This is a genomic window from Flavobacterium sp., from assembly GCF_043780635.1.
In the GTDB taxonomy this organism is placed as follows: Bacteria; Bacteroidota; Bacteroidia; order Flavobacteriales; family Flavobacteriaceae; genus Flavobacterium.
Genome location: NZ_JAYWCK010000059.1, coordinates 1 through 22490, shown reverse-complemented (window position 1 = coordinate 22490; position 22490 = coordinate 1). Strand labels below are relative to the sequence as shown.

General features: G+C 34.7%; 15 protein-coding genes. 9 read left to right on the top strand and 6 right to left on the bottom strand.

Features of this window, described 5'->3' with window-relative positions:
* The first annotated feature begins 66 nt into the window (after window positions 1-66).
* Both ACH2BV_RS05430 and uvrB read left to right on the top strand, forming a co-directional pair.
* Window positions 67-3210, top strand: coding sequence for a TonB-dependent receptor domain-containing protein (locus tag ACH2BV_RS05430; RefSeq protein WP_395049710.1), 3144 nt, complete (start codon window positions 67-69; stop codon window positions 3208-3210).
* A 115-nt stretch (window positions 3211-3325) separates the two neighbouring features.
* Entirely contained in the window at window positions 3326-5317 is a 1992-nt protein-coding gene (gene uvrB, locus ACH2BV_RS05425) for an excinuclease ABC subunit UvrB (protein WP_395049709.1), read from the top strand.
* On the opposite strand, the gene ACH2BV_RS05420 is transcribed toward uvrB, so the two are convergent.
* Window positions 5314-5715: an excinuclease ABC subunit B gene (locus tag ACH2BV_RS05420; RefSeq protein WP_395049708.1), complete on the bottom strand. Its 402-nt coding sequence runs from the start codon at window positions 5713-5715 to the stop codon at window positions 5314-5316. The genes uvrB and ACH2BV_RS05420 overlap by 4 nt on opposite strands.
* Before the next feature lie 57 nt (window positions 5716-5772).
* Between ACH2BV_RS05420 and ACH2BV_RS05415 the strand changes: the two genes are divergently transcribed.
* From ACH2BV_RS05415 to ACH2BV_RS05405, 3 genes are read left to right on the top strand one after another with little or no spacing between them, the layout of a single operon-like run.
* Window positions 5773-6621 (top strand): alpha/beta hydrolase, encoded by an 849-nt coding sequence (locus tag ACH2BV_RS05415; RefSeq protein ID WP_395049707.1) that lies wholly within the window; start codon window positions 5773-5775, stop codon window positions 6619-6621.
* A gap of 34 nt (window positions 6622-6655) precedes the next feature.
* A complete protein-coding gene (locus ACH2BV_RS05410; RefSeq protein WP_395049706.1) occupies window positions 6656-7114 on the top strand; it encodes a DUF1456 family protein in 459 nt (152 codons plus the stop codon).
* Between the two features lie 4 nt (window positions 7115-7118).
* Window positions 7119-7784, top strand: a complete 666-nt coding sequence (locus ACH2BV_RS05405) for an oxidoreductase (protein WP_395049705.1) — start codon at window positions 7119-7121, stop codon at window positions 7782-7784.
* A gap of 47 nt (window positions 7785-7831) precedes the next feature.
* On the opposite strand, the gene sucC is transcribed toward ACH2BV_RS05405, so the two are convergent.
* Entirely contained in the window at window positions 7832-9025 is a 1194-nt protein-coding gene (gene sucC / locus ACH2BV_RS05400) for an ADP-forming succinate--CoA ligase subunit beta (RefSeq protein ID WP_395049704.1), read from the bottom strand.
* A 414-nt stretch (window positions 9026-9439) separates the two neighbouring features.
* Between sucC and gltB the strand changes: the two genes are divergently transcribed.
* The 4 genes from gltB to ACH2BV_RS05380 all read left to right on the top strand — a co-directional run bounded on the left by gltB (window position 9440) and on the right by ACH2BV_RS05380 (window position 17747).
* Window positions 9440-13957, top strand: coding sequence for a glutamate synthase large subunit (gltB, locus tag ACH2BV_RS05395; protein ID WP_395049703.1), 4518 nt, complete (start codon window positions 9440-9442; stop codon window positions 13955-13957).
* Between the two features lie 2 nt (window positions 13958-13959).
* A complete protein-coding gene (locus ACH2BV_RS05390) occupies window positions 13960-15414 on the top strand; it encodes a glutamate synthase subunit beta (protein ID WP_395049702.1) in 1455 nt (484 codons plus the stop codon).
* A 185-nt stretch (window positions 15415-15599) separates the two neighbouring features.
* Window positions 15600-16820 (top strand): diaminopimelate decarboxylase, encoded by a 1221-nt coding sequence (gene lysA, locus ACH2BV_RS05385; RefSeq protein WP_395049701.1) that lies wholly within the window; start codon window positions 15600-15602, stop codon window positions 16818-16820.
* Between the two features lie 213 nt (window positions 16821-17033).
* Window positions 17034-17747, top strand: coding sequence for a hypothetical protein (locus ACH2BV_RS05380; protein WP_395049700.1), 714 nt, complete (start codon window positions 17034-17036; stop codon window positions 17745-17747).
* Window positions 17748-17950: 203 nt separating this feature from the next.
* On the opposite strand, the gene pafA is transcribed toward ACH2BV_RS05380, so the two are convergent.
* The 4 genes from pafA to ACH2BV_RS05360 form a co-directional block, all read right to left on the bottom strand.
* On the bottom strand, window positions 17951-19567 hold the full coding sequence (gene pafA, locus ACH2BV_RS05375) for an alkaline phosphatase PafA (RefSeq protein WP_395049699.1): 1617 nt from the start codon (window positions 19565-19567) through the stop codon (window positions 17951-17953).
* Window positions 19568-19665: 98 nt separating this feature from the next.
* On the bottom strand, window positions 19666-20079 hold the full coding sequence (locus tag ACH2BV_RS05370; protein ID WP_395049698.1) for a hypothetical protein: 414 nt from the start codon (window positions 20077-20079) through the stop codon (window positions 19666-19668).
* Between the two features lie 44 nt (window positions 20080-20123).
* Complete coding sequence (locus ACH2BV_RS05365; protein ID WP_395049697.1) at window positions 20124-21068, bottom strand: NAD(P)H-dependent flavin oxidoreductase; 945 nt, start codon at window positions 21066-21068, stop codon at window positions 20124-20126.
* Window positions 21069-21082: 14 nt separating this feature from the next.
* Window positions 21083-22490 (bottom strand): S8 family serine peptidase (locus tag ACH2BV_RS05360; RefSeq protein ID WP_395049696.1); only part of this gene is annotated, 1408 nt, incomplete at its 5' end.

Here is a 22490-nt window from a genome sequence, read left to right as displayed (position 1 = left end):
TAATAATTTGTGAGTGAAATTGCTGCCAAAAGTGTAGTTTCGTAAAACTAATTTAAATAACCAAAAATGAAAAAATTAATCTTTATTCTAACTTTAATTTTCACGGTAGGAATGACTGCCCAAGAAAATAAAGTTTCGGGAGTTGTCACTGATGGCTCAAATGGACCTTTAGCAGGAGCTTCAATCCTGGTAAAAGGAACTCAAAACGGAGTTTCAGCTGATTTTGACGGAAAATTTACAATCAATGCAAAAACAGGTGATGTATTACTTGTTTCCTACATTGGATTTGAAACACAAACAATTACAGTTACTGGAAGTACTGTAAATGTTTCTCTACAAGCAAGCGGCGAAACACTTCAAGATGTAGTGGTAATTGGTTCTCGTACCCCAGGTAGAACAGTAACTGAATCTGCTGTGCCAATTGACGTGATTAATATGAAAGCAATTGCTTCACAAGGACCACAAGTAAACATTAACCAGATTTTAAATATGGTTGCTCCTTCGTTTACATCAAACACTATGACTGTAGCTGACGGAACGGATCACATTGACCCAGCTCAATTAAGAGGTTTAGGACCAGACCAGGTTTTGGTTTTGGTAAACGGAAAAAGAAGACACACTTCTTCATTAGTAAACATCAATGGATCACCAGGAAGAGGATCTGTAGGTACTGACTTAAATGCACTTCCTGCTTTTGCACTTGAAAAAATTGAAGTTTTGAGAGATGGAGCTTCTGCACAATATGGTTCTGATGCCATTGCAGGTGTTATCAACTTAAATGTAAAAAAAGACACTAAGAAATTTGACATTGCTCTTTTTGCAGGAAGTAATTTCTCTAAAGGTGCCAATGACCATAATGGTGGAAATGATGGTAACAATGTTCAACTTGACATGAATTACGGTACAAACCTTGGAAAAGAAAAAAGTTTCATCAATGCAACCGCAAGTTTCCAATTAAGAGATAATACTAGCAGAGCAAAAGATGTAACAGGAACTTTATTTAGTGGTTATAATGCTGTTGAACAAAGAGCCGCTGAAGCAGGAGTAAATATTAATGCCCTATTTGGTAATATTGGTACGTTTGCAAGTCCTACGGCTAATGCCTCACAAATAGTTTCTGCAATACATACTTATGCTCCACAAGTGAGTTATTTTACACCTGCTCAACAAGCTGCCATAGCAGGTGCAAATTCATTGTATGATAACAAAACTGACCCTAATAACGTTATTAAAGGATTACAAACAATTTTAGGAAGTGGTGCCACAGGTGTTGGAGATGTAACAGAAAACGAACTAGCATACAGAGGACTCCAAAGAAGAGATTTCAATATGAAAGTAGGACAATCTTCTTTGACAAGTGCACAATTATTTTTAAATGCTGCCTATCCAATAAATGACAAATTAGAAGCTTATGCTTTTGGAGGTATGAGTTATAGAGATGGTAGTTCAGCAGGTTTTTACAGAAGACCTAATCAATCAAGATCTTATACTGGTTTGTATCCAAATGGTTTCTTGCCAGAAATTCACTCAGCAATTAGCGACTTTTCTGCTGCTGCTGGTTTAAGAGGTAAAATATTCGAAAGTTGGAATTTTGATTTGAGTAATACTTTCGGAGTTAACACATTTAATTATAGTATCGAGAATACAGTAAATGCTTCTTTGAGAGAAAAATCTCCTACAACATTTGATTCAGGAGGATTAGGATTTGCTCAAAACACGACGAATTTTGATGTAAACAGAAAATTTGAAAAACTAAATGTAGCCTTTGGAGCAGAATATCGTTATGAAAACTTCATCATCAACTCGGGTATTCCAGATTCATACAATTTATATGATATCAATGGTGCTGTTGTAACCGGAACAACTCCTGCAAACATTAAAGTCACTGATTTTTATGGTGCAACCAGACCAGGTGGGGCTCAAGTATTCCCGGGTTTCAGACCAGCAAACGCTATAGATAAAAATCGTAATAGTGTTGCACTTTATGGTGATTTAGAATATGATATTACTTCTAAATGGATGGTAAACGGAGCAATTCGTTTTGAAAACTATTCAGATTTTGGAAGCACAACTAATTATAAATTTGCAACTCGTTATAAAGTAACCAGTAACATTAATATACGTGGTGCGGTTGCAACAGGATTTAGAGCACCATCGTTACACCAGATTTACTTCAATTCTACTTCAACTCAATTCGTAGGAGGAGTACCATTTGAAGTTGGAACATTCAGTAACGATTCTCAAGCTGCATCATTATTGGGAATACCTAAATTAAAACAAGAAGAATCTCAAAGTGGTAGTATTGGTTTTACAGCTAAAGTACCATCTGTTAATTTGACATTAACTGCTGATGCTTATATCATAGGAATTAAAGACAGAGTGGTTCTTACTGATCAATTCTCAAGACCTGGAGGAACTCCTGCACCAGGAACTCCTGCATACATTTTAAATGGCTTATTCGATACCGCTGGAGCAACTGCAGCAACCTTTTTTGCTAATGCTATTGACACACAATCAAAAGGTATTGACATTGTGATAAGCCAAGTAGCCAACTTAGGTAATGGTCTTAAATTGAAAAATGATTTATCTGGAACTTTTGGAAATACACAAAAAGTTGGAAGTATTCATGCTTCTCCTATCTTAGAGGATAATGGACAAGTTAACAGATACTTTTCTGAATCAAGCAGAGTATATCTTCAAGAAGCTGTTCCAAGACAAAAAATAAATTTAACCAATACACTTACCGTTAAAAAATTCGATTTCTTCTTGAGAAACGTATATTTTGGTGAAGTTACCGATCCAAACACAAGTGATGTAAATGGCGATGGAAGAATAGAAGCATTACCAGTTAATGGATTTGCTGTTGAAGTTGAGCACCCAGTTTGGGGAGCAAAAATCATAACTGATTTATCAGTTAGTTATAATTTAACTAAAAATGCTAAAATTGTAGTTGGTGCCAACAATCTTTTTGATATTTATCCAGGTCTTAATTATGGCCCTATTTCAGCAAAAAGAGCAATTAATATTATTACCCCTAATATAGCCGGTGTACCGCAAACAGGTTTAGATGCTAATGGAAATGTTATATATAGTACTACTACTCCTACTGTAGATTTGTCTAACGCAAACCAATTTGTTTATTCAAGAAACGTATCACAATTTGGTCAAAACGGACGTTTCGTTTTTGCCAGAATAAGCTATAATTTCTAAAATACATTTTTATATTATTGAAAACCATCTCGCTTGTCGGGATGGTTTTTTTTGGCTTAAACTTTGGCTTAAAAGAATTCTATCTTTGTAACTTTGTAATTCTGAATCTTTTTAAATGAAATTCCAAGTTATATCTGATTACCAGCCAAAAGGCGACCAACCACAAGCTATTGAAAAATTAACTCAAGGCATTGAGGCTGGCGAGAAATTCCAAACTTTGCTCGGTGTTACCGGTTCTGGAAAAACGTTTACTGTTGCCAATGTAATTCAGGAAGTACAAAAACCCACTTTGGTTTTGGCACACAACAAAACCTTGGCAGCGCAATTGTATTCAGAATTCAAGCAGTTTTTCCCGAATAATGCCGTGGAATATTTCGTTTCGTATTACGATTATTACCAGCCAGAAGCATTTATGCCTGTAACTGGAGTTTTCATCGAAAAGGATTTATCCATCAACGAAGAGTTGGAAAAAATGCGTTTGAGCACTACTTCTTCCCTACTTTCGGGACGAAGAGATATTATAGTCGTGGCATCGGTTTCGTGCATTTATGGTATAGGGAATCCAGTTGAATTTCAGAAAAATGTTATTTCGATAGCAAAAGATCAAATTATTTCCCGCACCAAATTACTACATAGTTTGGTCCAAAGTTTATATTCCAGAACCGAAGCGGATTTCAACCCGGGAAATTTCCGAATAAAAGGCGACACTCTCGAAGTCTATCCAAGTTATGCCGATGATGCGTTTAGAATTCACTTTTTTGGTGATGAAATTGAAGAAATAGAAGCCTTTGATGTCAAGACTTCTCGAGTAATTGAAAGACACGAAAAACTCACAATTTATCCTGCAAATATGTTCGTGACTTCTCCCGATGTTTTGCAAAATGCAATTTGGGAAATCCAACAGGATTTGGTCAAACAAGTTGATTATTTCAAGGAAATTGGCAAACATTTGGAAGCCAAAAGATTGGAAGAACGTACCAATTTCGATTTGGAAATGATTCGCGAATTGGGCTATTGCTCAGGAATTGAAAATTATTCGCGTTATCTTGACGGAAGAGAAGCCGGCACAAGACCTTTTTGTTTATTGGATTATTTCCCTAAAGATTATTTGATGGTTGTTGACGAAAGTCACGTTACACTTTCGCAAGTGCACGCGATGTATGGTGGTGACCGCTCTCGAAAAGAAAACTTGGTAGAATATGGATTTAGACTTCCGGCAGCTATGGACAATCGTCCGTTGAAGTTTGAGGAATTTGAAGCGATGCAAAACCAGGTAATTTATGTTTCGGCAACGCCAGCTGATTATGAATTGCAAAAAACCGATGGCGTTTATATCGAACAAGTTATTAGACCAACGGGATTGTTGGATCCAATTATTGAAATTCGTCCAAGCTTGAATCAAATTGATGATTTGATTGAAGAAATTCAGGCACGAGCCGAGATTGACGAACGGGTTTTGGTCACTACTTTAACTAAAAGAATGGCCGAAGAATTGGCAAAATATTTGGCAAAAGTTTCCATTCGTTGCCGTTATATCCATTCGGATGTGGATACTTTGGAACGTATAGAAATTATGCAGGATTTGCGTAAAGGATTGTTTGATGTTTTAATTGGTGTGAATTTATTGCGGGAAGGATTGGATCTACCCGAAGTTTCATTGGTTGCCATTCTCGATGCCGACAAGGAAGGTTTTTTGAGAAGTCATCGTTCGCTTACACAAACAATTGGCCGTGCTGCGAGAAACCTCAACGGAAAAGCTATTATGTATGCAGACAAAATTACGGCAAGTATGCAAAAGACGATTGACGAAACAAATTACCGCAGAACGAAACAGATTAATTTCAATATGGAGAACAATCAGGTTCCTCAAGCTTTAAATAAAAAAATCGAAAGTGCCTTTACAAAAAACCCATTGGCAGATTATGAATTGGGCTATAGCAGTTCAATAGCCGCGGAACCCATCACGGAATACCTTTCGAAACCTGAAATCGAAAAACGGATTCGAGAGAAACGAAAATCAATGGAAAAAGCCGCAAAAGACTTGGATTTTATGCAAGCGGCGAAACTTCGAGATGACATTAAAGCATTGCAGGAACAATTGGTTTAATTATGCTGTTCTTTAAAAATTTCCAGTAATACTTCAGCATCAATTATTGGGCTTTTAGTCATTTTCATCATTTTGAGAATACGGTTGGTAACTATTGGATTCAGTCCCATCTTAATCACAATTTGCTGGATTGAAACTTCCTCTTTCTGATGCAAAACACCATCAATATGCATTAATAAAGCCAAACGATAAAACTGCTGGAAGCGCTCAAATTCGGATTTTATTACAATATGAGGTAATTCCAGATGAAACAAATCATTAAACTCGGTTTTGCTAATGTTTAATTCATTTGCTACAATAGCTAAAAACTCGTATTCTCTTTTATGCAATTGTCCATCAACAGTAGAAAAAGCAATCATTTCTAAAAGTAAACTTCTTTTTTCTTCGTAAGTGTTCATCTAATCATTAATTTTAGCTAAAATATTGTTTTTAAATTGAAATACAAACTCCAAACAATGATTCGACGATTCTTACTTCTTTTTATTTTTTTTATTGCAACCGGAAAGACTTTTGCTCAGCACCCGAGCCCAAAGGGCGAACTGGCGAAGCAAAGTACGGCTTCAAAACAAGTTTCAACTTTCACCATCGAAGCACCACAATTAGGGTATTCAAAGAAGATTTGGATCTATTTGCCGAAGAATTACGATTCAACCAAAAAGAAATATCCCGTGATTTATATGCACGATGCCCAAAATCTTTTTGATGCCAAAACTTCTTTTGTTGGCGAATGGAATGTAGATGAAAAACTAGATAGTATCAACGCACAGGTAATTGTCGTAGGTATTGAACACGGAAATGAAAAACGAATCGACGAATTAACACCTTACAAAAACGCGAAATATGGAGGTGGAAATGCCAATAATTATCTTGAATTTATTGTAAAAACATTAAAACCAAAAATAGATACAAAATATAGAACAAAAACAAATCCCAGAAACACAGCTATTATAGGAAGTTCAATTGGTGGATTGGCTTCTTATTATGCCATTTTAAAATATCCTGAAGTTTTCGGGAGAGCAGGAATTTTTTCGCCCGCATTATGGTTTAATCAAGAAGAAATAATTGAATTAACAAAAAAAGCGCCAAAGCTAAAAACCAAATTATATTTTCTTTGTGGCGATAATGAAGGTGATGAAAGTGATAAAAAAATAATGATTGAAAACCTTAACAAAATTGATGATTTGATTAGTGAAAAAAGATGTGAATGCAATAATCTGACCAAAATAAAGATTGTGAAAGGCGGTGAACATAACGAAAAATTATGGCGGGATGGTTTTGTAAATGCGTACCTTTGGCTTTTTTAATCCAAGTTTGAAACTAAACTTTAAAATGTAAAAAATGACAAACAACGATATACTCAAAAAACTGCGTGTCGCACTAATGTTGCGAGATGATCAAATAGTTGAAATCCTAGAATTGGTAGATTTTAGAATTTCTAAATCAGAATTAGGTGCTTTTTTCCGAGCAGAAGACCACGAAAATTATGTGGAATGTGGTGACCAAGTGTTGCGCAATTTCCTAAACGGATTGGTGATTCATTTGCGAGGAACAAAAGAAAATCCAAAAAATCCAAATGATGTTATAGCAAAACACAAAGCACAAATCCCAGTAAAAGAAGGAGCTTCAGAAAGACCCGAATTCAAAGCAAAACCAAAAGACGAAGAAAGAGCGAGAGGTGATCAAAGTCCTTCTAAATCAAAGCCAGCTGCAAAAAAGAAACCTTTTAAGAAACCTGCTCCAAAAGTGCAAGTAGTAGAAAAAGTGAAATTCAATTTCGGAAAAAACAAAAAATCATAAATTTATGAAAACTGCTTTGATTATTGGCAGCACTGGACTTATAGGTTCCCAACTTTTAGAAATTCTTTTGGAAAGTCAGGAATATGAAAAAGTGCTCACTTTTGTCAAAAGAGATTCAGGTATTCTGCATCCCAAATTAAGGCAACACATTATTGATTTTGATAAGCCGGAAAGCTACAAGGAATTAGTCGTTGGTGATGATTTCTTTTGTACCATTGGCACGACCATAAAGAAAGCAGGAAGTCAGGAAGCATTCAGAAAAGTTGATTTTGAGTATCCAATGCAGTTTGCCACTTTTGCTTTAAAAAATAAAGTCAAACAATTCTTGATTGTTTCATCCCTTGGAGCTGATGCCTCTTCATCAAATTTTTATTTAAAAACAAAGGGAGAAATTCAAGATTTTCTAAAAGATTGTAATTTCGAAAGTGTTTCTGTATTACAACCTTCCCTTCTTTTAGGTAAGAGAAAAGAATTTCGTTTGGGTGAAAAAATAGGAACTTTTTTTGTCAAACTTTTTTCAATTTTATTAATTGGAAACTTAAAAAAGTACAAAGCAATTCAAAGTGAGGCAGTTGCTAAAGCAATGTTCATTACAGCTCAAAAGAATTACAAAGGATTTCATATTATTGAATCCGATAGCATACAAGAAATAGCAAATAAAAAATCCTGAACGAGAAGTTCAGGATTTTTTTATTTATAAGATATGTATCTATAATATTAAGAAAGCGCTGCTTTTACTTGATCAGCTGCTTCTTGAAATTCAACAGCCGATAAAATTGGCATTCCTGAATTGTCAATTAATTCTTTTGCTATAACCGCATTAGTTCCTTGCAAACGAACAATGATTGGCACTTTAATAGCGTCTCCCATATTTTTGTAAGCATCAACAACACCTTGAGCAACGCGGTCGCAACGAACGATTCCACCAAAAATGTTAATTAAAATTGCTTTTACGTTAGGATCTTTCAAGATAATACGGAAAGCTAATTCAACACGTTTTGCATCTGCAGTTCCACCAACGTCCAAGAAATTTGCTGGTTCAAAACCTGCATATTTAATTAAATCCATCGTTGCCATTGCAAGTCCTGCTCCATTTACCATACAACCTACAGTTCCGTCAAGATCAACGTAGTTTAATCCTGCTTCTTTTGCTTCTACTTCGATTGGATTTTCCTCACGAACATCCCGCATTTCAGCTAATTTTGGATGACGATACAAAGCATTATCATCTAAATTTACTTTTGCATCAACTGCAATGATTTTATTATCTGAAGTTTTCAAAACTGGATTGATTTCAAACATTGAAGCATCTGAACCGATGTAAGCTTTATATAAAGCGTCTACAAACTGAACCATTTCTTTAAAAGCATTTCCAGAAAGACCTAAATTAAAGGCTATTCTTCTTGCTTGAAAAGCTTGCAATCCTACTGAAGGATCAATCTCTTCAGTAAAAATTAAATGTGGCGTATGTTCAGCTACGTGCTCAATATCCATTCCACCTTCGGTAGAATACATAATCATATTGCGTCCTTTACTTCTATTCAATAAAACAGACATATAAAACTCTGAAGTTTCACTTTCTCCAGGATAATAAACATCTTCAGCAACCAACACTTTATGCACTAATTTACCTTCGGCTGAAGTTTGTGGTGTAATTAAATGCATTCCAATGATTTGTTCTGCTAATTCCTCAACCTGTTGAAGGTTTTTAGCTAGCTTAACTCCACCACCTTTTCCACGTCCACCTGCGTGAACCTGAGCTTTAATAACATGCCATCCTGTTCCGGTTTCGGCAGTCAATTGTTTTGCTGCAGCAACCGCTTCCTTTGGATTGTTAGCAACATAACCGCGTTGCACTTTCACGCCATAACTGGCTAATATCTGTTTTCCTTGGTATTCGTGTATATCCATGATTGAATTATTTGACTTTTAAAAAGTGGTACAAAAATAGCGAAATTCATCTTAAAACTAAAATCTTTTTTCAATATAAAAGCATAAATATCATTTAATGAAAAATTATCTATTTAATTATACATTTTGTACCTTCATCAGCAAATTAGTGAAGCGTTTTATGTGAAATATTTAAATCTAAACTACTATATCGATTGAGAAAATTAAATAAAAAGTATTAATTTTAGTAGTCTAACACCAATTTGCTCTAGTATAACAAAATTGAATTATCATTTTGTCAATTTGAATGTATAAGAATGCTTTATTGCTATTTATTAAACGTTTTTTTAACATTATAGTAAAAATAAGTTAAACGCAAATTTTAAAATTCATGTAATTAATGAAATCTTTATTTTTGCATAAAAATCATCAAGCATGAAAGTTAAAGAACAAGGCCTTTATTTGCCAGAATTTGAACACGACAACTGTGGCGCAGGATTTATTTGTAATTTGAATGGAATCAAGTCTAATGACATTATTCATAAAGCACTCGATATTCTAATAAATTTAGACCATCGAGGTGCTGTAAGTGCTGACGGAAGAACCGGAGATGGAGCTGGAATTTTATTTGATATTCCGCATAATTTTTTTAAGAAAGTTTGTGATTTTGAAATTCCTGAACCAAGAGAATATTCTGTGGGAATGGTTTTTATGCCAAAAAGCAAAAATCAAATTGCTTTTTGCAAAACTACTTTTGAAGAATCAATCAAAAATCAAAACCTTCAGATTTTAGGATGGAGAGATGTTCCTGTTGACCCATCAAATTTAGGACAAATTGCCGCCGAAAAAGAACCAACCGTAAAACAAGTATTTGTTGGCAAAAATGGTTTGGATTTGACAGAGCAGCAATTCAATGCTAAAATGTTTGCTGCAAGAAAAATTTCTGAACATATTGTAATTAATTCAAGAATTTCTGAAAGTCACCGATTCTATTTTTCAAGTTTCTCTACCACTACTATTATATATAAAGGTCTATTAAGACCCGAAGATATTAGCCCTTATTATACTGATTTATTAGATAATGATTTGGTTACAAGACTGGCTTTGGTTCACCAACGCTTTTCTACCAATACTTTCCCTTCATGGGAATTGGCACAACCATTCAGATATATGTGTCATAATGGCGAAATCAATACACTTCGAGGAAACATTAGCAGAATGCGCGCTCGTGAGGAATTGATGAAAAGCGATGTTTTTGGCGAAGACATCAAAAAATTATTTCCAATAATATTAGAAGGAAAATCTGATTCTGCTTCTATGGATATGGTCGTTGAATTGTTATTGATGACAGGTCGTTCCTTGCCAGAAGCAATGATGATGGTTGTTCCTGAAGCTTGGGAAAAACACCAAAACATGTCCGAAGACAAGAAAGCATTCTACGAATACAATTCTTGTATTATGGAACCTTGGGATGGACCAGCTTCGATTCCTTTTACTGACGGAAATGTAATTGGTGCTTTATTGGATAGAAATGGATTGCGTCCATCTCGTTATACACTTACAAAAGGTGGTTTTGTAATTATGTCTTCAGAAATTGGAGTTCTTGATATTAAACCTGAAGATGTAGTCCAACACGGCCGATTAGAACCAGGAAAAATGTTCTTAGTAGATATGAACGCAGGACGAATTATTGAAGATGATGAAGTGAAAAATTCTGTTGTTACCAAACATCCGTACAGGAAATGGTTAGATGAAAATATGTTGCACCTTGCACAGATTCCTTATACTGACAATGCCATTCCTGTTGAAAACATAGATTTTCAAACTCGACAGAGATTATTTGGATACACAATTGAAGATTTAAAAACCATAATAAACCCAATGGGTTCCGGTGGCGCTGAAGCCATTAGTTCAATGGGTAATGATACTCCATTAGCTGTTTTATCAGATCAGCCACAACTTTTATATAACTATTTCAAACAATTATTTGCTCAAGTTACAAATCCTCCTTTGGATGGTATTCGTGAAGAAATCATTACAGATATCAGCTTGGCAATTGGTGGTGATTACAATATTTTTGACATTGTTCCAAAACATTGCAAGAAATTAAAAATTCATAATCCAGTTATTTCAAACGAAGATTTGGATAAAATAAGAAGTGTTGACCATCCCGATTTCAAATCAGTAACAATTTCTACTTTATACGAAATAAAAAAAAGGGTAAATGGTTTGGAGCGTGCTTTAGAGAAATGTATTGCTGCCACGTTCAAAGCAGTAAATGAAGGTTGTAATATTGTAATCCTTTCAGACAGAGGAGTGAGTGAAAAAATGGCACCAATTCCAATGTTATTAGCTTGTTCCTACATTCACCATTCGCTAAATACTTTAAAAGTTCGTTCGAAATTTGGAATCATTATTGAATCTGCGGAACCTCGCGAACCACATCATTTTGCCTTATTATTTGGTTATGGTGCAAGTGCGATTAACCCTTATATGGTAAACGAAATAATTCGTGACCAAGTTGATAAAGGTTTCATTTCTAATGTAAATGCTGAATATGCAATCAAGAATTTCAACAAGGCAATTGCAAAAGGAATATTGAAAATTATGAACAAAATTGGTATCTCTACTTTACATTCTTATAGAGGCGCACAAATTTTTGAAATTTTAGGATTAAATAAAACATTCTCTTCTAAATATTTTCCAAACACACCCTCAAGAATTGAAGGAATTGGGCTTATGGAAGTTGAAAAAGAAGTCAAAAAAAGATACCAAAAAGCTTTTCCAAACTCAAAAGTAGCAAGTCTATTGTCTTTAGAAATTGGAGGGATTTACAGATGGAGAAGAAATGGAGAAAGACATATGTTTAACCCGACCACGATTGCAAAATTGCAACAAGCGGTTCGATTAAACAGTCCGGAAAGCTATAAGGAATATGCTAATATGGTTAATGACCAAAGCAAAAATCTTATGACTATCAGAGGATTATTCGAGTTTAACAACCTCGATCCTATTTCAATTGATGAAGTAGAGCCTTGGACAGAAATCGTAAAAAGATTTAAAACCGGTGCAATGTCTTATGGTTCTATCAGTTTAGAAGCTCATGAGAATTTAGCTATTGCGATGAACAGAATTGGCGGAAAAAGTAATTCTGGAGAAGGTGGAGAAGATCCAAAACGTTTTCAAAAAGACTTAAATGGTGATTCCAGAAATAGTGCTATCAAACAAGTTGCATCAGGAAGATTTGGTGTTTCGATCAACTATTTGACAAATGCTCGTGAGATTCAAATAAAAATGGCTCAAGGTGCAAAACCTGGAGAAGGCGGACAATTACCGGGTGAAAAAGTATATCCTTGGATTGCCGAAGTGAGAAATTCGACTCCTTATGTTGGACTTATTTCACCGCCACCACATCACGATATTTATTCTATTGAAGATTTATCACAATTAATTTTTGATTTAAAAAATGCCAATCGTGAAGCTAGAATTAACGTAAAATTAGTTTCAGAAGTTGGTGTTGGAACAATCGCAGCTGGTGTAGCCAAAGCAAAAGCCGATGTGATTTTGATTTCAGGATACGACGGAGGAACTGGTGCTGCACCTTTAACTTCACTACAACATACTGGAATTCCTTGGGAACTTGGACTAGCCGAAGCGCAACAAACCTTAATCTTAAATGATTTAAGAAGCCGAGTAGTTTTAGAATGTGATGGTCAGTTGAAAACAGGTCGTGATGTCGCTATCGCTGCTTTGCTTGGAGCTGAAGAATTTGGTTTTGCAACTGCACCATTAGTGGCTTCTGGTTGTATTATGATGAGAGCTTGTCACCTGAACACGTGTCCGGTTGGTATTGCTACACAAGACCCTGAATTAAGAAAAAATTTCAAAGGAACACCAGAACACGTTATTAACTTTATGTATTTTATTGCTGAAGAGTTGAGACAAATTATGGCGCAACTAGGATTTAGAACACTGAAAGAAATGGTGGGACAATCTCAAAAACTGAATGTCAACAAAGCCATCAAACATTATAAAGCAAGCGGTTTAGATTTATCAACTATTCTTTATAAACCAGAAAAAGCAAATAGTGTACCTAATCATAATACCACAACACAAGATCACGAATTAGAACATGTTTTAGATTTTGATATAATAAAAGCGGCTCTTCCTTCGATTTACAGAAAAGAAAGAACAAGAGTTACTTTTAAAATTAAAAATACAGATCGTGCTGTTGGCGCAATTTTGAGTAACGAAATTTCAAAAATTTATGGAGCCCAAGGTTTACCGGAAGACACCATATTAGTCGATTTCGAAGGCTCTGCTGGACAAAGTTTTGGGGCATTTGCAACCAATGGATTGTCCTATAAAATTCACGGAAACTGTAATGATTATTTAGGAAAAGGGCTTTCTGGAGGAAAATTGATTATCAAAGTTCCTCCTACTGCAACTTTTAAACCTGAAGAAAATATTATTATTGGTAATGTTGCTCTTTATGGAGCAATAACTGGTGAAGCTTATATAAATGGTATTGCCGGAGAACGTTTTTGCGTAAGAAATTCAGGTGCAACAGCAGTTGTAGAAGGAATTGGAGATCACGGATGTGAATATATGACAGGTGGAACTGTAGTTGTTCTTGGAAAAACCGGTAGAAATTTTGCTGCAGGTATGAGCGGTGGAATTGCTTATGTTTTTGATGATAAAAAACAGTTCGATAGCAGATTTTGTAATATGGAAATGGTTGAATTTGAAACTTTAGAAGAAGAAGACTTGACAAAATTGAAACGTTTGATTCGAAACCATTCTATGTATACCAATAGTCCATTGGCAAAAAGAATCCTTGAAGACTGGGGAAATCAACAAAAGCATTTTATCAAAGTAATGCCAACAGAATACAAAAAAGCATTATTGAGAATTGCTAAAGAAAAAGAATTAGAAGAACTAATAGTACAATAGTTATGGGCAAGATAGGCGGATTTAAAGAATATAATAGAGCTGACGAAAGTAATGTAGTTGTTCTGGAACGAGTTTCAAACTATAATGAATTTACGATTCCGTTAACGAAAGATAAGATCAAAGAACAAGGTTCAAGATGTATGGATTGTGGGATTCCATTTTGTCACAGTGCATGTCCGTTAGGGAATTTGATTCCGGATTTTAACGATATGGTGCATCAGGAAGAATGGCAAAGTGCCTTGAATATTTTACAATCAACAAATAACTTTCCTGAGTTTACAGGTCGTTTATGTCCTGCACCTTGTGAAAAATCGTGTGTTTTGGGAATTATAAAAGATCCTGTAGCGATTGAAAATATTGAAAAAAGCATTGTCGAAAGAGGTTTTTCCGAAGGCTGGATCAAACCACAGCCACCTGAAGTTAGAACTGGAAAAACAATAGCCGTTATCGGTTCGGGCCCTGCAGGCTTAGCAGCTGCTCAACAATTAAATCGTGCTGGTCATACCGTAACCGTTTTCGAAAGAGATAACGCCATTGGCGGATTATTACGCTATGGGATTCCTAATTTTAAATTAGAAAAAGGGATTATCGATAGACGTGTCGCTATTTTAGAAGCTGAAGGAATTGTTTTTAAAACCAATATAAATGTTGGCGTAAATTACAGCATCGATCAATTGAATAGCTTTGATTCTATCGTATTATGCGGTGGCGCAACCGAAAGAAGAGCTTTACCAACAAAAGGTGCCGACAGCAAAGGCGTAGTTCAGGCTATGGATTTCTTATCACATCAAACTAAAGTTTTATATGGTGAAAAAATTGAAAACCAAGTAAAAGCAACCGGCAAAAACGTAATTGTTATTGGTGGTGGAGACACCGGTTCTGACTGTGTAGGGACTTCTAATAGACACGGAGCGTTATCTGTTACCAATTTCGAAATCATGCCAAAACCACCTGTTGGAAGAAGCGAAACAACTCCTTGGCCATTTTGGCCTTTGCAATTAAAAACATCTTCTTCACACGAAGAAGGTTGTGGAAGAAACTGGTTAATCAATACCAAAGAATTTCTTGCTAATGAAAAAGGGGAATTGGTAGGTTTGAAAACCGTTGAAGTAGAATGGAAACTGAAACCTGGACAAAGACCTGAACTTGTAGAAAAAGAAGGTTCAGAAAAAATCTGGCCTTGCGATTTAGCCTTGTTAGCTTTAGGATTTACTGGTCCGGAGAAAACTTTGAGCGACCAATTAGGAATAAAAATTGATGCTCGCAACAACTATTTTGCTACTAATTATCAAACAAATGTTCCTCACATTTTTACCGCCGGTGATATGAGAAGAGGACAATCCTTAATCGTTTGGGCAATTTCCGAAGGACGTGAGGCAGCAAGAGAAGTAGATAATTATTTAATGGGTTACACCAATTTACCAACAAAAGGGAATGGCGACTTGCCAAGTTTATAATAAAACAACACAACTACTATTTTAAGCCCTTGAGAAATTATTTTTCAAGGGCTTTTCATTTACAATAAATTTGGAAAGCAATAACAAATGTTAATTCTGAAACATTTTGTTATATTTTGTTAATTTTGAGTTTTACACTTGTGTGAACCAATAAAGAGTAATAAATTTGCCAAAAATGTAGCAAGATGCAATCAAAAGATTTAGTACAATTAGCAGAACAATTTGGAAGTCCATTATATGTTTATGATGCCGACAAAATCCAATCCCAATATAAAAGATTGACAAATGCTTTCTCTAAAGTAGAAAAATTGCGTATCAATTATGCAATGAAAGCCCTGTCAAACATTGCCATACTCCAATTGTTGAGAGAAATGGGTTCTTGTTTGGATGCAGTTTCTATACAAGAAGTTCAATTAGGACTTTACGCTGGATATTCACCTGACCAAATATTTTTTACTCCAAATGGTGTTTCACTTGAAGAAATCGAGGAAGTATCTGCGATGGGAGTTCAAATCAATATTGACAACTTATCTATTTTGGAACAATTTGGCACAAAATATCCAAACATTCCAGTTTGTATTCGAATCAACCCACACGTGATGGCTGGTGGAAACACTAATATTTCCGTGGGCCATATTGATAGTAAATTTGGAATTTCGATTCATCAATTACCCCATTTGTTGCGAATTGTCGAAAATACAAAAATGCACATTGTGGGAATCCATATGCATACAGGTTCTGACATTTTGGACATAGAAGTGTTTTTATATGCCGCTGAAATTTTATTCGACGTGGCTAAAAACTTCAAAAACCTTGAATTTCTTGACTTTGGAAGCGGATTTAAAGTGCCTTATAAAAAAGATGATATAGAAACTGACATTGAAGAATTAGGAAAAAAATTATCCAAAAGATTCAATTCTTTCTGCAAAGAGTACGGTAAAGATTTAACTTTGATTTTCGAACCAGGAAAATTTCTGGTAAGTGAAGCAGGACACTTTTTAGCAAAAGTAAATGTGGTAAAACAAACTACTTCGACTGTATTTGCTGGAATTGACAGTGGTTTCAATCATTTGATAAGACCAATGTTTTATGGTTCACAACATCATATCGAAAATATTTCGCATCCAAAAGGAAAAGAGCGTTTCTATTCTGTTGTAGGATACATTTGTGAAACAGATACTTTTGCTAACAATCGTAGAATTTCCGAAATCAACGAAGGCGATATTTTAAGTTTTAGAAATGCAGGAGCTTATTGCTTCTCGATGGCATCGAACTACAATTCGAGATACAAACCAGCAGAAGTTTTATGGCAAAATGGTAAAGGCCACTTAATAAGAGAACGAGAATCTTTTGAAGATTTACTTAAAAATCAAATTCCGTTGCCAGTAGAAACTGCAACAGTTTAATAAATAAAGAATCCCATTTCAATGAAAAATGAAGTGGGATTCTTTTTTTGAATAAATTTCATCAAATTCAGGTTGAAAAATTTTAAAACCAAATCTTATGAGCAGAGGTAAAAAATTCTCAATTCTTTTTAGAAAAGTGAGATTTATCATATTTATTAGATTTTAAAATAGTTAATTTTACATTCAATAATTAATAATTAATAATTAAAAAAAATGAAAAAATTTATAATTTGGAGCGCGGCAGGTTTAGTAGCGCTATTGGTTTTAATTCAATGTAAACCTAATAATGAAAAGCCAGAAACAATAAAGAAAGTTGAAAATGCAAATTCACATCAAGTTACTGTGAAAGAGGTTTTAAACGCTAACGCTTACACATATCTTCTTGTAACTGAAGGTGCAAAAGAATTTTGGATTGCTGTTCCAAAAACGGATGTAAAAGTTGGAAAAACCTATACTTATGAAGGAGGAATGGAAATGAAAAAATTTGAGAGTAAAGATTTAAAAAGAATTTTTGACTCTGTATTTTTTGTTGAGGGAATAACAGATCCTAATGCTCCAGTAGCAACAGAAGCGCCAATAGATCCTAAAACAATAATTTCTTCTACTCAGTTATCAAAAGGAATTACTTTGGACAAAGGCGGAATTTCTATATTTGATTTATATTCAACAAAAGATAAATTAGCTGGTAAAACCGTTATCTTAACTGGTAAAGTGGTGAAATTTTTACCTGAAATTATGAATAAAAACTGGATTCATTTACAAGACGGAACAAGTCTTAACGGATTTAATGACATTACAATTACCACTTTAGCTAAGGTAAAAGTTGATGAAATAGTTACTATAAAAGGTACTGTTGCTTTAAATAAAGATTTAGGTGCAGGCTATAAATACGACATTCTTATTGAAGATGCTGTTCTTGTAAAATAAGGAAAGCTTTACTGTTTTTATAAATAAGGAATCCCATTTCAATGAAAAATGAAATGGGATTTTTTTTTGAAATAATGAGATCAAAAAATGGTTATTCTAGTTGAGAGTAATTCATTCTTGCTATTTGTCACGCTGGAAGCGTCTATATTAAGTTACTCTTTTTTTTGAGACGCTTCCAGCGTGACAAACGGAGTAGACTATTTTTATTTTTCTCCCAAAACTTCCGTCAAAACCTTGCTTTCAGTGCCGTTTGGCATTTCAATTTTTAGTTTAAGAGCTAATGTTGGCGCAATTTGAGTAATTTCTTTTTTATCAAAACTTTCTCCGGGTTTTATTTTCCAACCATAGAAAAGTAAAGGAGCGTGCGTGTCATAAGCATAAGGTGTTCCGTGAGAAGTTCCCGTTGGGCCGTATTGAATATATCCCGGTTTGTCCAGCACCACCAAATCTCCATTTTGAGTTGGATCATAACCTTTGGCAATAAAATTCAGGTAATAATCATTTCCCGTCGAAGCCAAAATCTCTTCTTCGGTATATACTCTTTTTACTTGCTCCTGAGTTATCAAATAATCCTTGAACGCTTGTTTTACTTTAACCAAGTCTAATCCTTTAGACTTGATTATTTCCTTGTTGAAAAAAAGATTAAAATTAGAATAATTGGTTACTAAATCATCGCCAAAGGTTTCTTTAGAAAAACTTTTCAAAGATTTAGTAATTTCTTTGGTATCTAAATTCTTAACCGCATATTTTTTGTCTTTTAGATAATTGGCATTTTCTGCGCAAGCATGATCAGCTGTCAAGAAAAGCAAATAATTATCTTTACCAACGGTTTTATCTAAATAGTCTAAAAGGTCAGCTATAGTCATATCCAATCGCAAATAAGTATCTTGTAACTCCATTGATCTTGGTCCTAAAATATGCCCAACATAATCGGTTGAAGAAAAACTTATGGTTAGAAAATCGGTAATATTATCTTTCCCCAATTCTTCTTTTTCAATAGCTTTCTTGGCGAAATCAGCTAATAAATCATTTCCAAAAGGAGTTGAACGCATTACTTCAGCACCATGTTTATCGTACATTTCTTTAAGATTGTATGGGAAAACAGGTTTGTCACAATTGAATAATTTACCTTCATACGGATTATCGTCTGGCCAACTTTCGTTATAATCTGCTGCAGGTTTTATTAGACTCCAGCCTTTATTGATATAAGGCAAATAGTTTTTTTGATTATTGAATTCAGTAACCCAATCAGGAAGTTTTGAACCATAGAATGTACTCGAAATAAACGCTCCGGTCCCACTATACCATAAAGCCCAATTAGCAAAATGTCCTGCTGGCAAAATCGCTCCACGATCTTTCAGACTCATCCCGATTACTTTTCCTTTGAAGTTAGTTCCTAATCGCAATTCGTCAGTAATGGTAGTGCTTTGGAGGTTTTTTGGAGACATTGCTCCTTCTTTATCCGTTCCTTCACCAACTGTTTTTACTGAATCATCATCCGTACAATAAGTTGTTTTCCCCAATTTTCTGCTATACCATTCGTTTCCAACAATTCCGTTAATAGATGGCGTTGTACCTGTATAAATTGACGCATGACCAGGGCCAGTATATGTAGGCATATAATTAAAATTGGCGTTGTGAAAAACAAATCCTTTGCTCATTAAACGCTTGAAACCATTTGGTGAAAAATCATCCGAAAAACGGTATAAATATTCCATTTTCATTTGATCAACCACAATTCCAACTACTAATTTTGGACGTTGTTGGGCTTGAAGGCTAGTACTAACAACAAATGACAATAACAAAAATATCTTTTTCATATTAAATTTTAATTTGGGTAAAATTACGTATTCCCTTTATACTAACTTGAATGATGGAGAGATTTTAGAAAATTTAATATAATCTTAACTTATAATAATTATTTATAATTGAAGATATTGTAGAGTATAATTCTGTCATCATAATTGATGTAAAGTTGCTTGCGATTGTCTTGTTTTTTTCTGGTAATTATCGAAAGAGTACAATCTTCACCATTGTTATCTTTGCAGGTAAAAGAGTAAAGACTATCGGTTTCGTTTTCTTCTAAAGGGATATAGTCAACGATTTCAAATACTTGAATAGCTTCGGAATACACTATAATTCGGCTTTTATCAGTATCCAATTTTACTAAAATATTGACCAACTTCAAATCAGACCATTTCCCCCAATTCCCTTTTTGGTTTTTTTCTAATACACTTAAACTAGAGGTACTGAATTTGTATGTTTGCCCATAAGATTGATGCAGACCCAAACCAAGTAAAGCCAAAACAATAATTATTTTTATTTTTGTCATCATTTATAAAATTAGTGCGCAGCCAAAAGTAATGAAATTAGTATCTAGAAATTATAATTTACAACATCATTTTTTGCTAATTCAAAGTCTGTAATCATTTCCTCAATAATTTCAGCAGCTGATTTTATATCGTGAATTAATCCTGCTATTTGGCCAATTTCGAGTTCACCTTCGATTAAATCCCCTTCAAACATTCCGTGTTTAGCTCTTGCTCTGCCTAACAATGCAGATAATTCTTCTTTCGTTGGACATTTTAAATACAAATCCTGAACATCTTGGTAAAATTTATTTTTGATTAAACGAACTGGAGCCAATTCTTTCAAAGTGACTTGTGTCTCGCCTTCTTTGGTTTCAAGAATTCTATTTTTGAAATTTGCGTGTGCCGAAGATTCAACTGAGGCGGCAAAACGACTTCCTACTTGCACAGCATCAGCGCCAAGAACCATTGTAGCTAGCATTCCTCTTCCGCTTGCAATTCCTCCAGCAGCAATTAATGGAATTCGTATTTTTTCTTTCACCATCGGAATTAAGGTAAAAGTGGTGGTTTCTTCTCTGCCGTTATGTCCTCCGGCTTCAAATCCTTCGGCAACCACTGCATCAACTCCGGCGTCTTGTGCTTTCAATGCAAAAACAGAACTGCTTACTACGTGAACTACGGCTATTCCTTTTTCTTTCAAAAAAGAAGTCCAGGTTTTTGGATTTCCTGCCGATGTAAAAACGATTTTCACTCCTTCTTCGACAATAATCTTCATTATTTCCTCGATGTTTGGATACAACATCGGAACGTTTACTCCAAAAGGTTTATCAGTTGCTTTTTTGCATTTTTGAATGTGTTCCCGCAACACTTCCGGATACATCGAACCTGCTCCAATCAATCCCAAACCGCCGGCATTACTAACAGCACTTGCTAATTTATAGCCGGAATTCCAAATCATTCCTCCTTGAATAATTGGATATTTTATATTAAAAAGCTGCGTGATTTTGTTCATTGAAAGGTTGAAAATTACTGTTTTATAATCTTTCCGCTTTTGGAAAAACCATTTGATTCAATTTTATAGAAATACATTCCACTATTCAAGGACTTCAATGAAATAGGGGAAGATTGAGTGGAGATATTCTTCTCTAACATTTCTTGCCCCAAAACGTTATAAATAGTAAGCATTTTTGAATCGAATCCTTCTGGTAAAGTTATAAAAATGGAATCGCTTGTTGGATTTGGATAAACTATAAAATCATTTTTCGAAAACGCATTAATCGATAATCCATTGGCTAAAGCTAAACGAAAATCAGGAATTCCATAACCATATTGAGTACGTGATTTTACTATTGGATTAAAATTATCAGCTGATTGTGTGATTAATTGTTTGATTTCCTGACACGTTTTGCCTGGCAATGCTTGCCACAAACAAGCTACCATTCCGGCGAGTATTGGACAGGAATAAGAAGTTCCGCTTCCACTGTTAGTAATGGTTCCCGTAGCGTCAGAAACATACGGATTTTGCCCCTGTGCCATAACATCTGGTTTTACTCTTCCGTCAAATGTTGGACCTTGGGAACTAAAAGTAGCATATGTTTCGTCAGCTTTTACAGCACCAATTGTCAATGAATTTATAGCATCTGCTGGAGCAGAAATATATTGCCACGGTTTATTCCCCTCGTTTCCTGCCGAAACTACACATACTATTCCACGGCTGAAAGCGATGTCTAATCCTTTTGAAATAAAAGTGGTAGTACCATTCATATCATTATAAGTGTGGTTATAATTTGTATTGTCAAATGTCGTATAACCTAAAGAAGTAGTAATAATATCAACTCCTAACCTATCAGCTTCTTCGGCCGCTTCGACCCAATTTGACTCTTCAACCGGATTTTCATTTGGTCCATCTTCGGTAATAAATAAATAATATTGGGCATCTGGTGCAGTTCCTACGAGAACATTGTCTTTATAGCCACCCATTAATGAAAGTACGGAAGTGCCATGAGAAATTCCCGTATAAAAATTAGTACTTTTATTTACATAATCATATCCACCAAGAATTTGATTGTTAGTTCTTAATCTCTGAAACGGCTCGGCTGTATCGACTCCCAGAAATCCACCGTCCATTACAGCAATTATTTTTCCAGAACCAGTATAATTAGATTGATGCAATAAATGTCCGTTCAGCATTTGAATTTGGTTGGCTGAACTTCCATAATTAAATGAGGTCAGCGTTTGTAATGTTTTGTTTACTGGTTTGAATTTTAGTTTTGCCGTTGTTCTTTTGCCTGAAACATTTAAAGACTTATCAGCAAAATCGACACGAAGAACAAAAGATAATAATTTTAGTGCATTAATATCCGTTTGTGAACCACGAATATGAAGGCAATTCATCCATTTTGATTTGGCCTTAACTGTAATTCCAGTTAATACC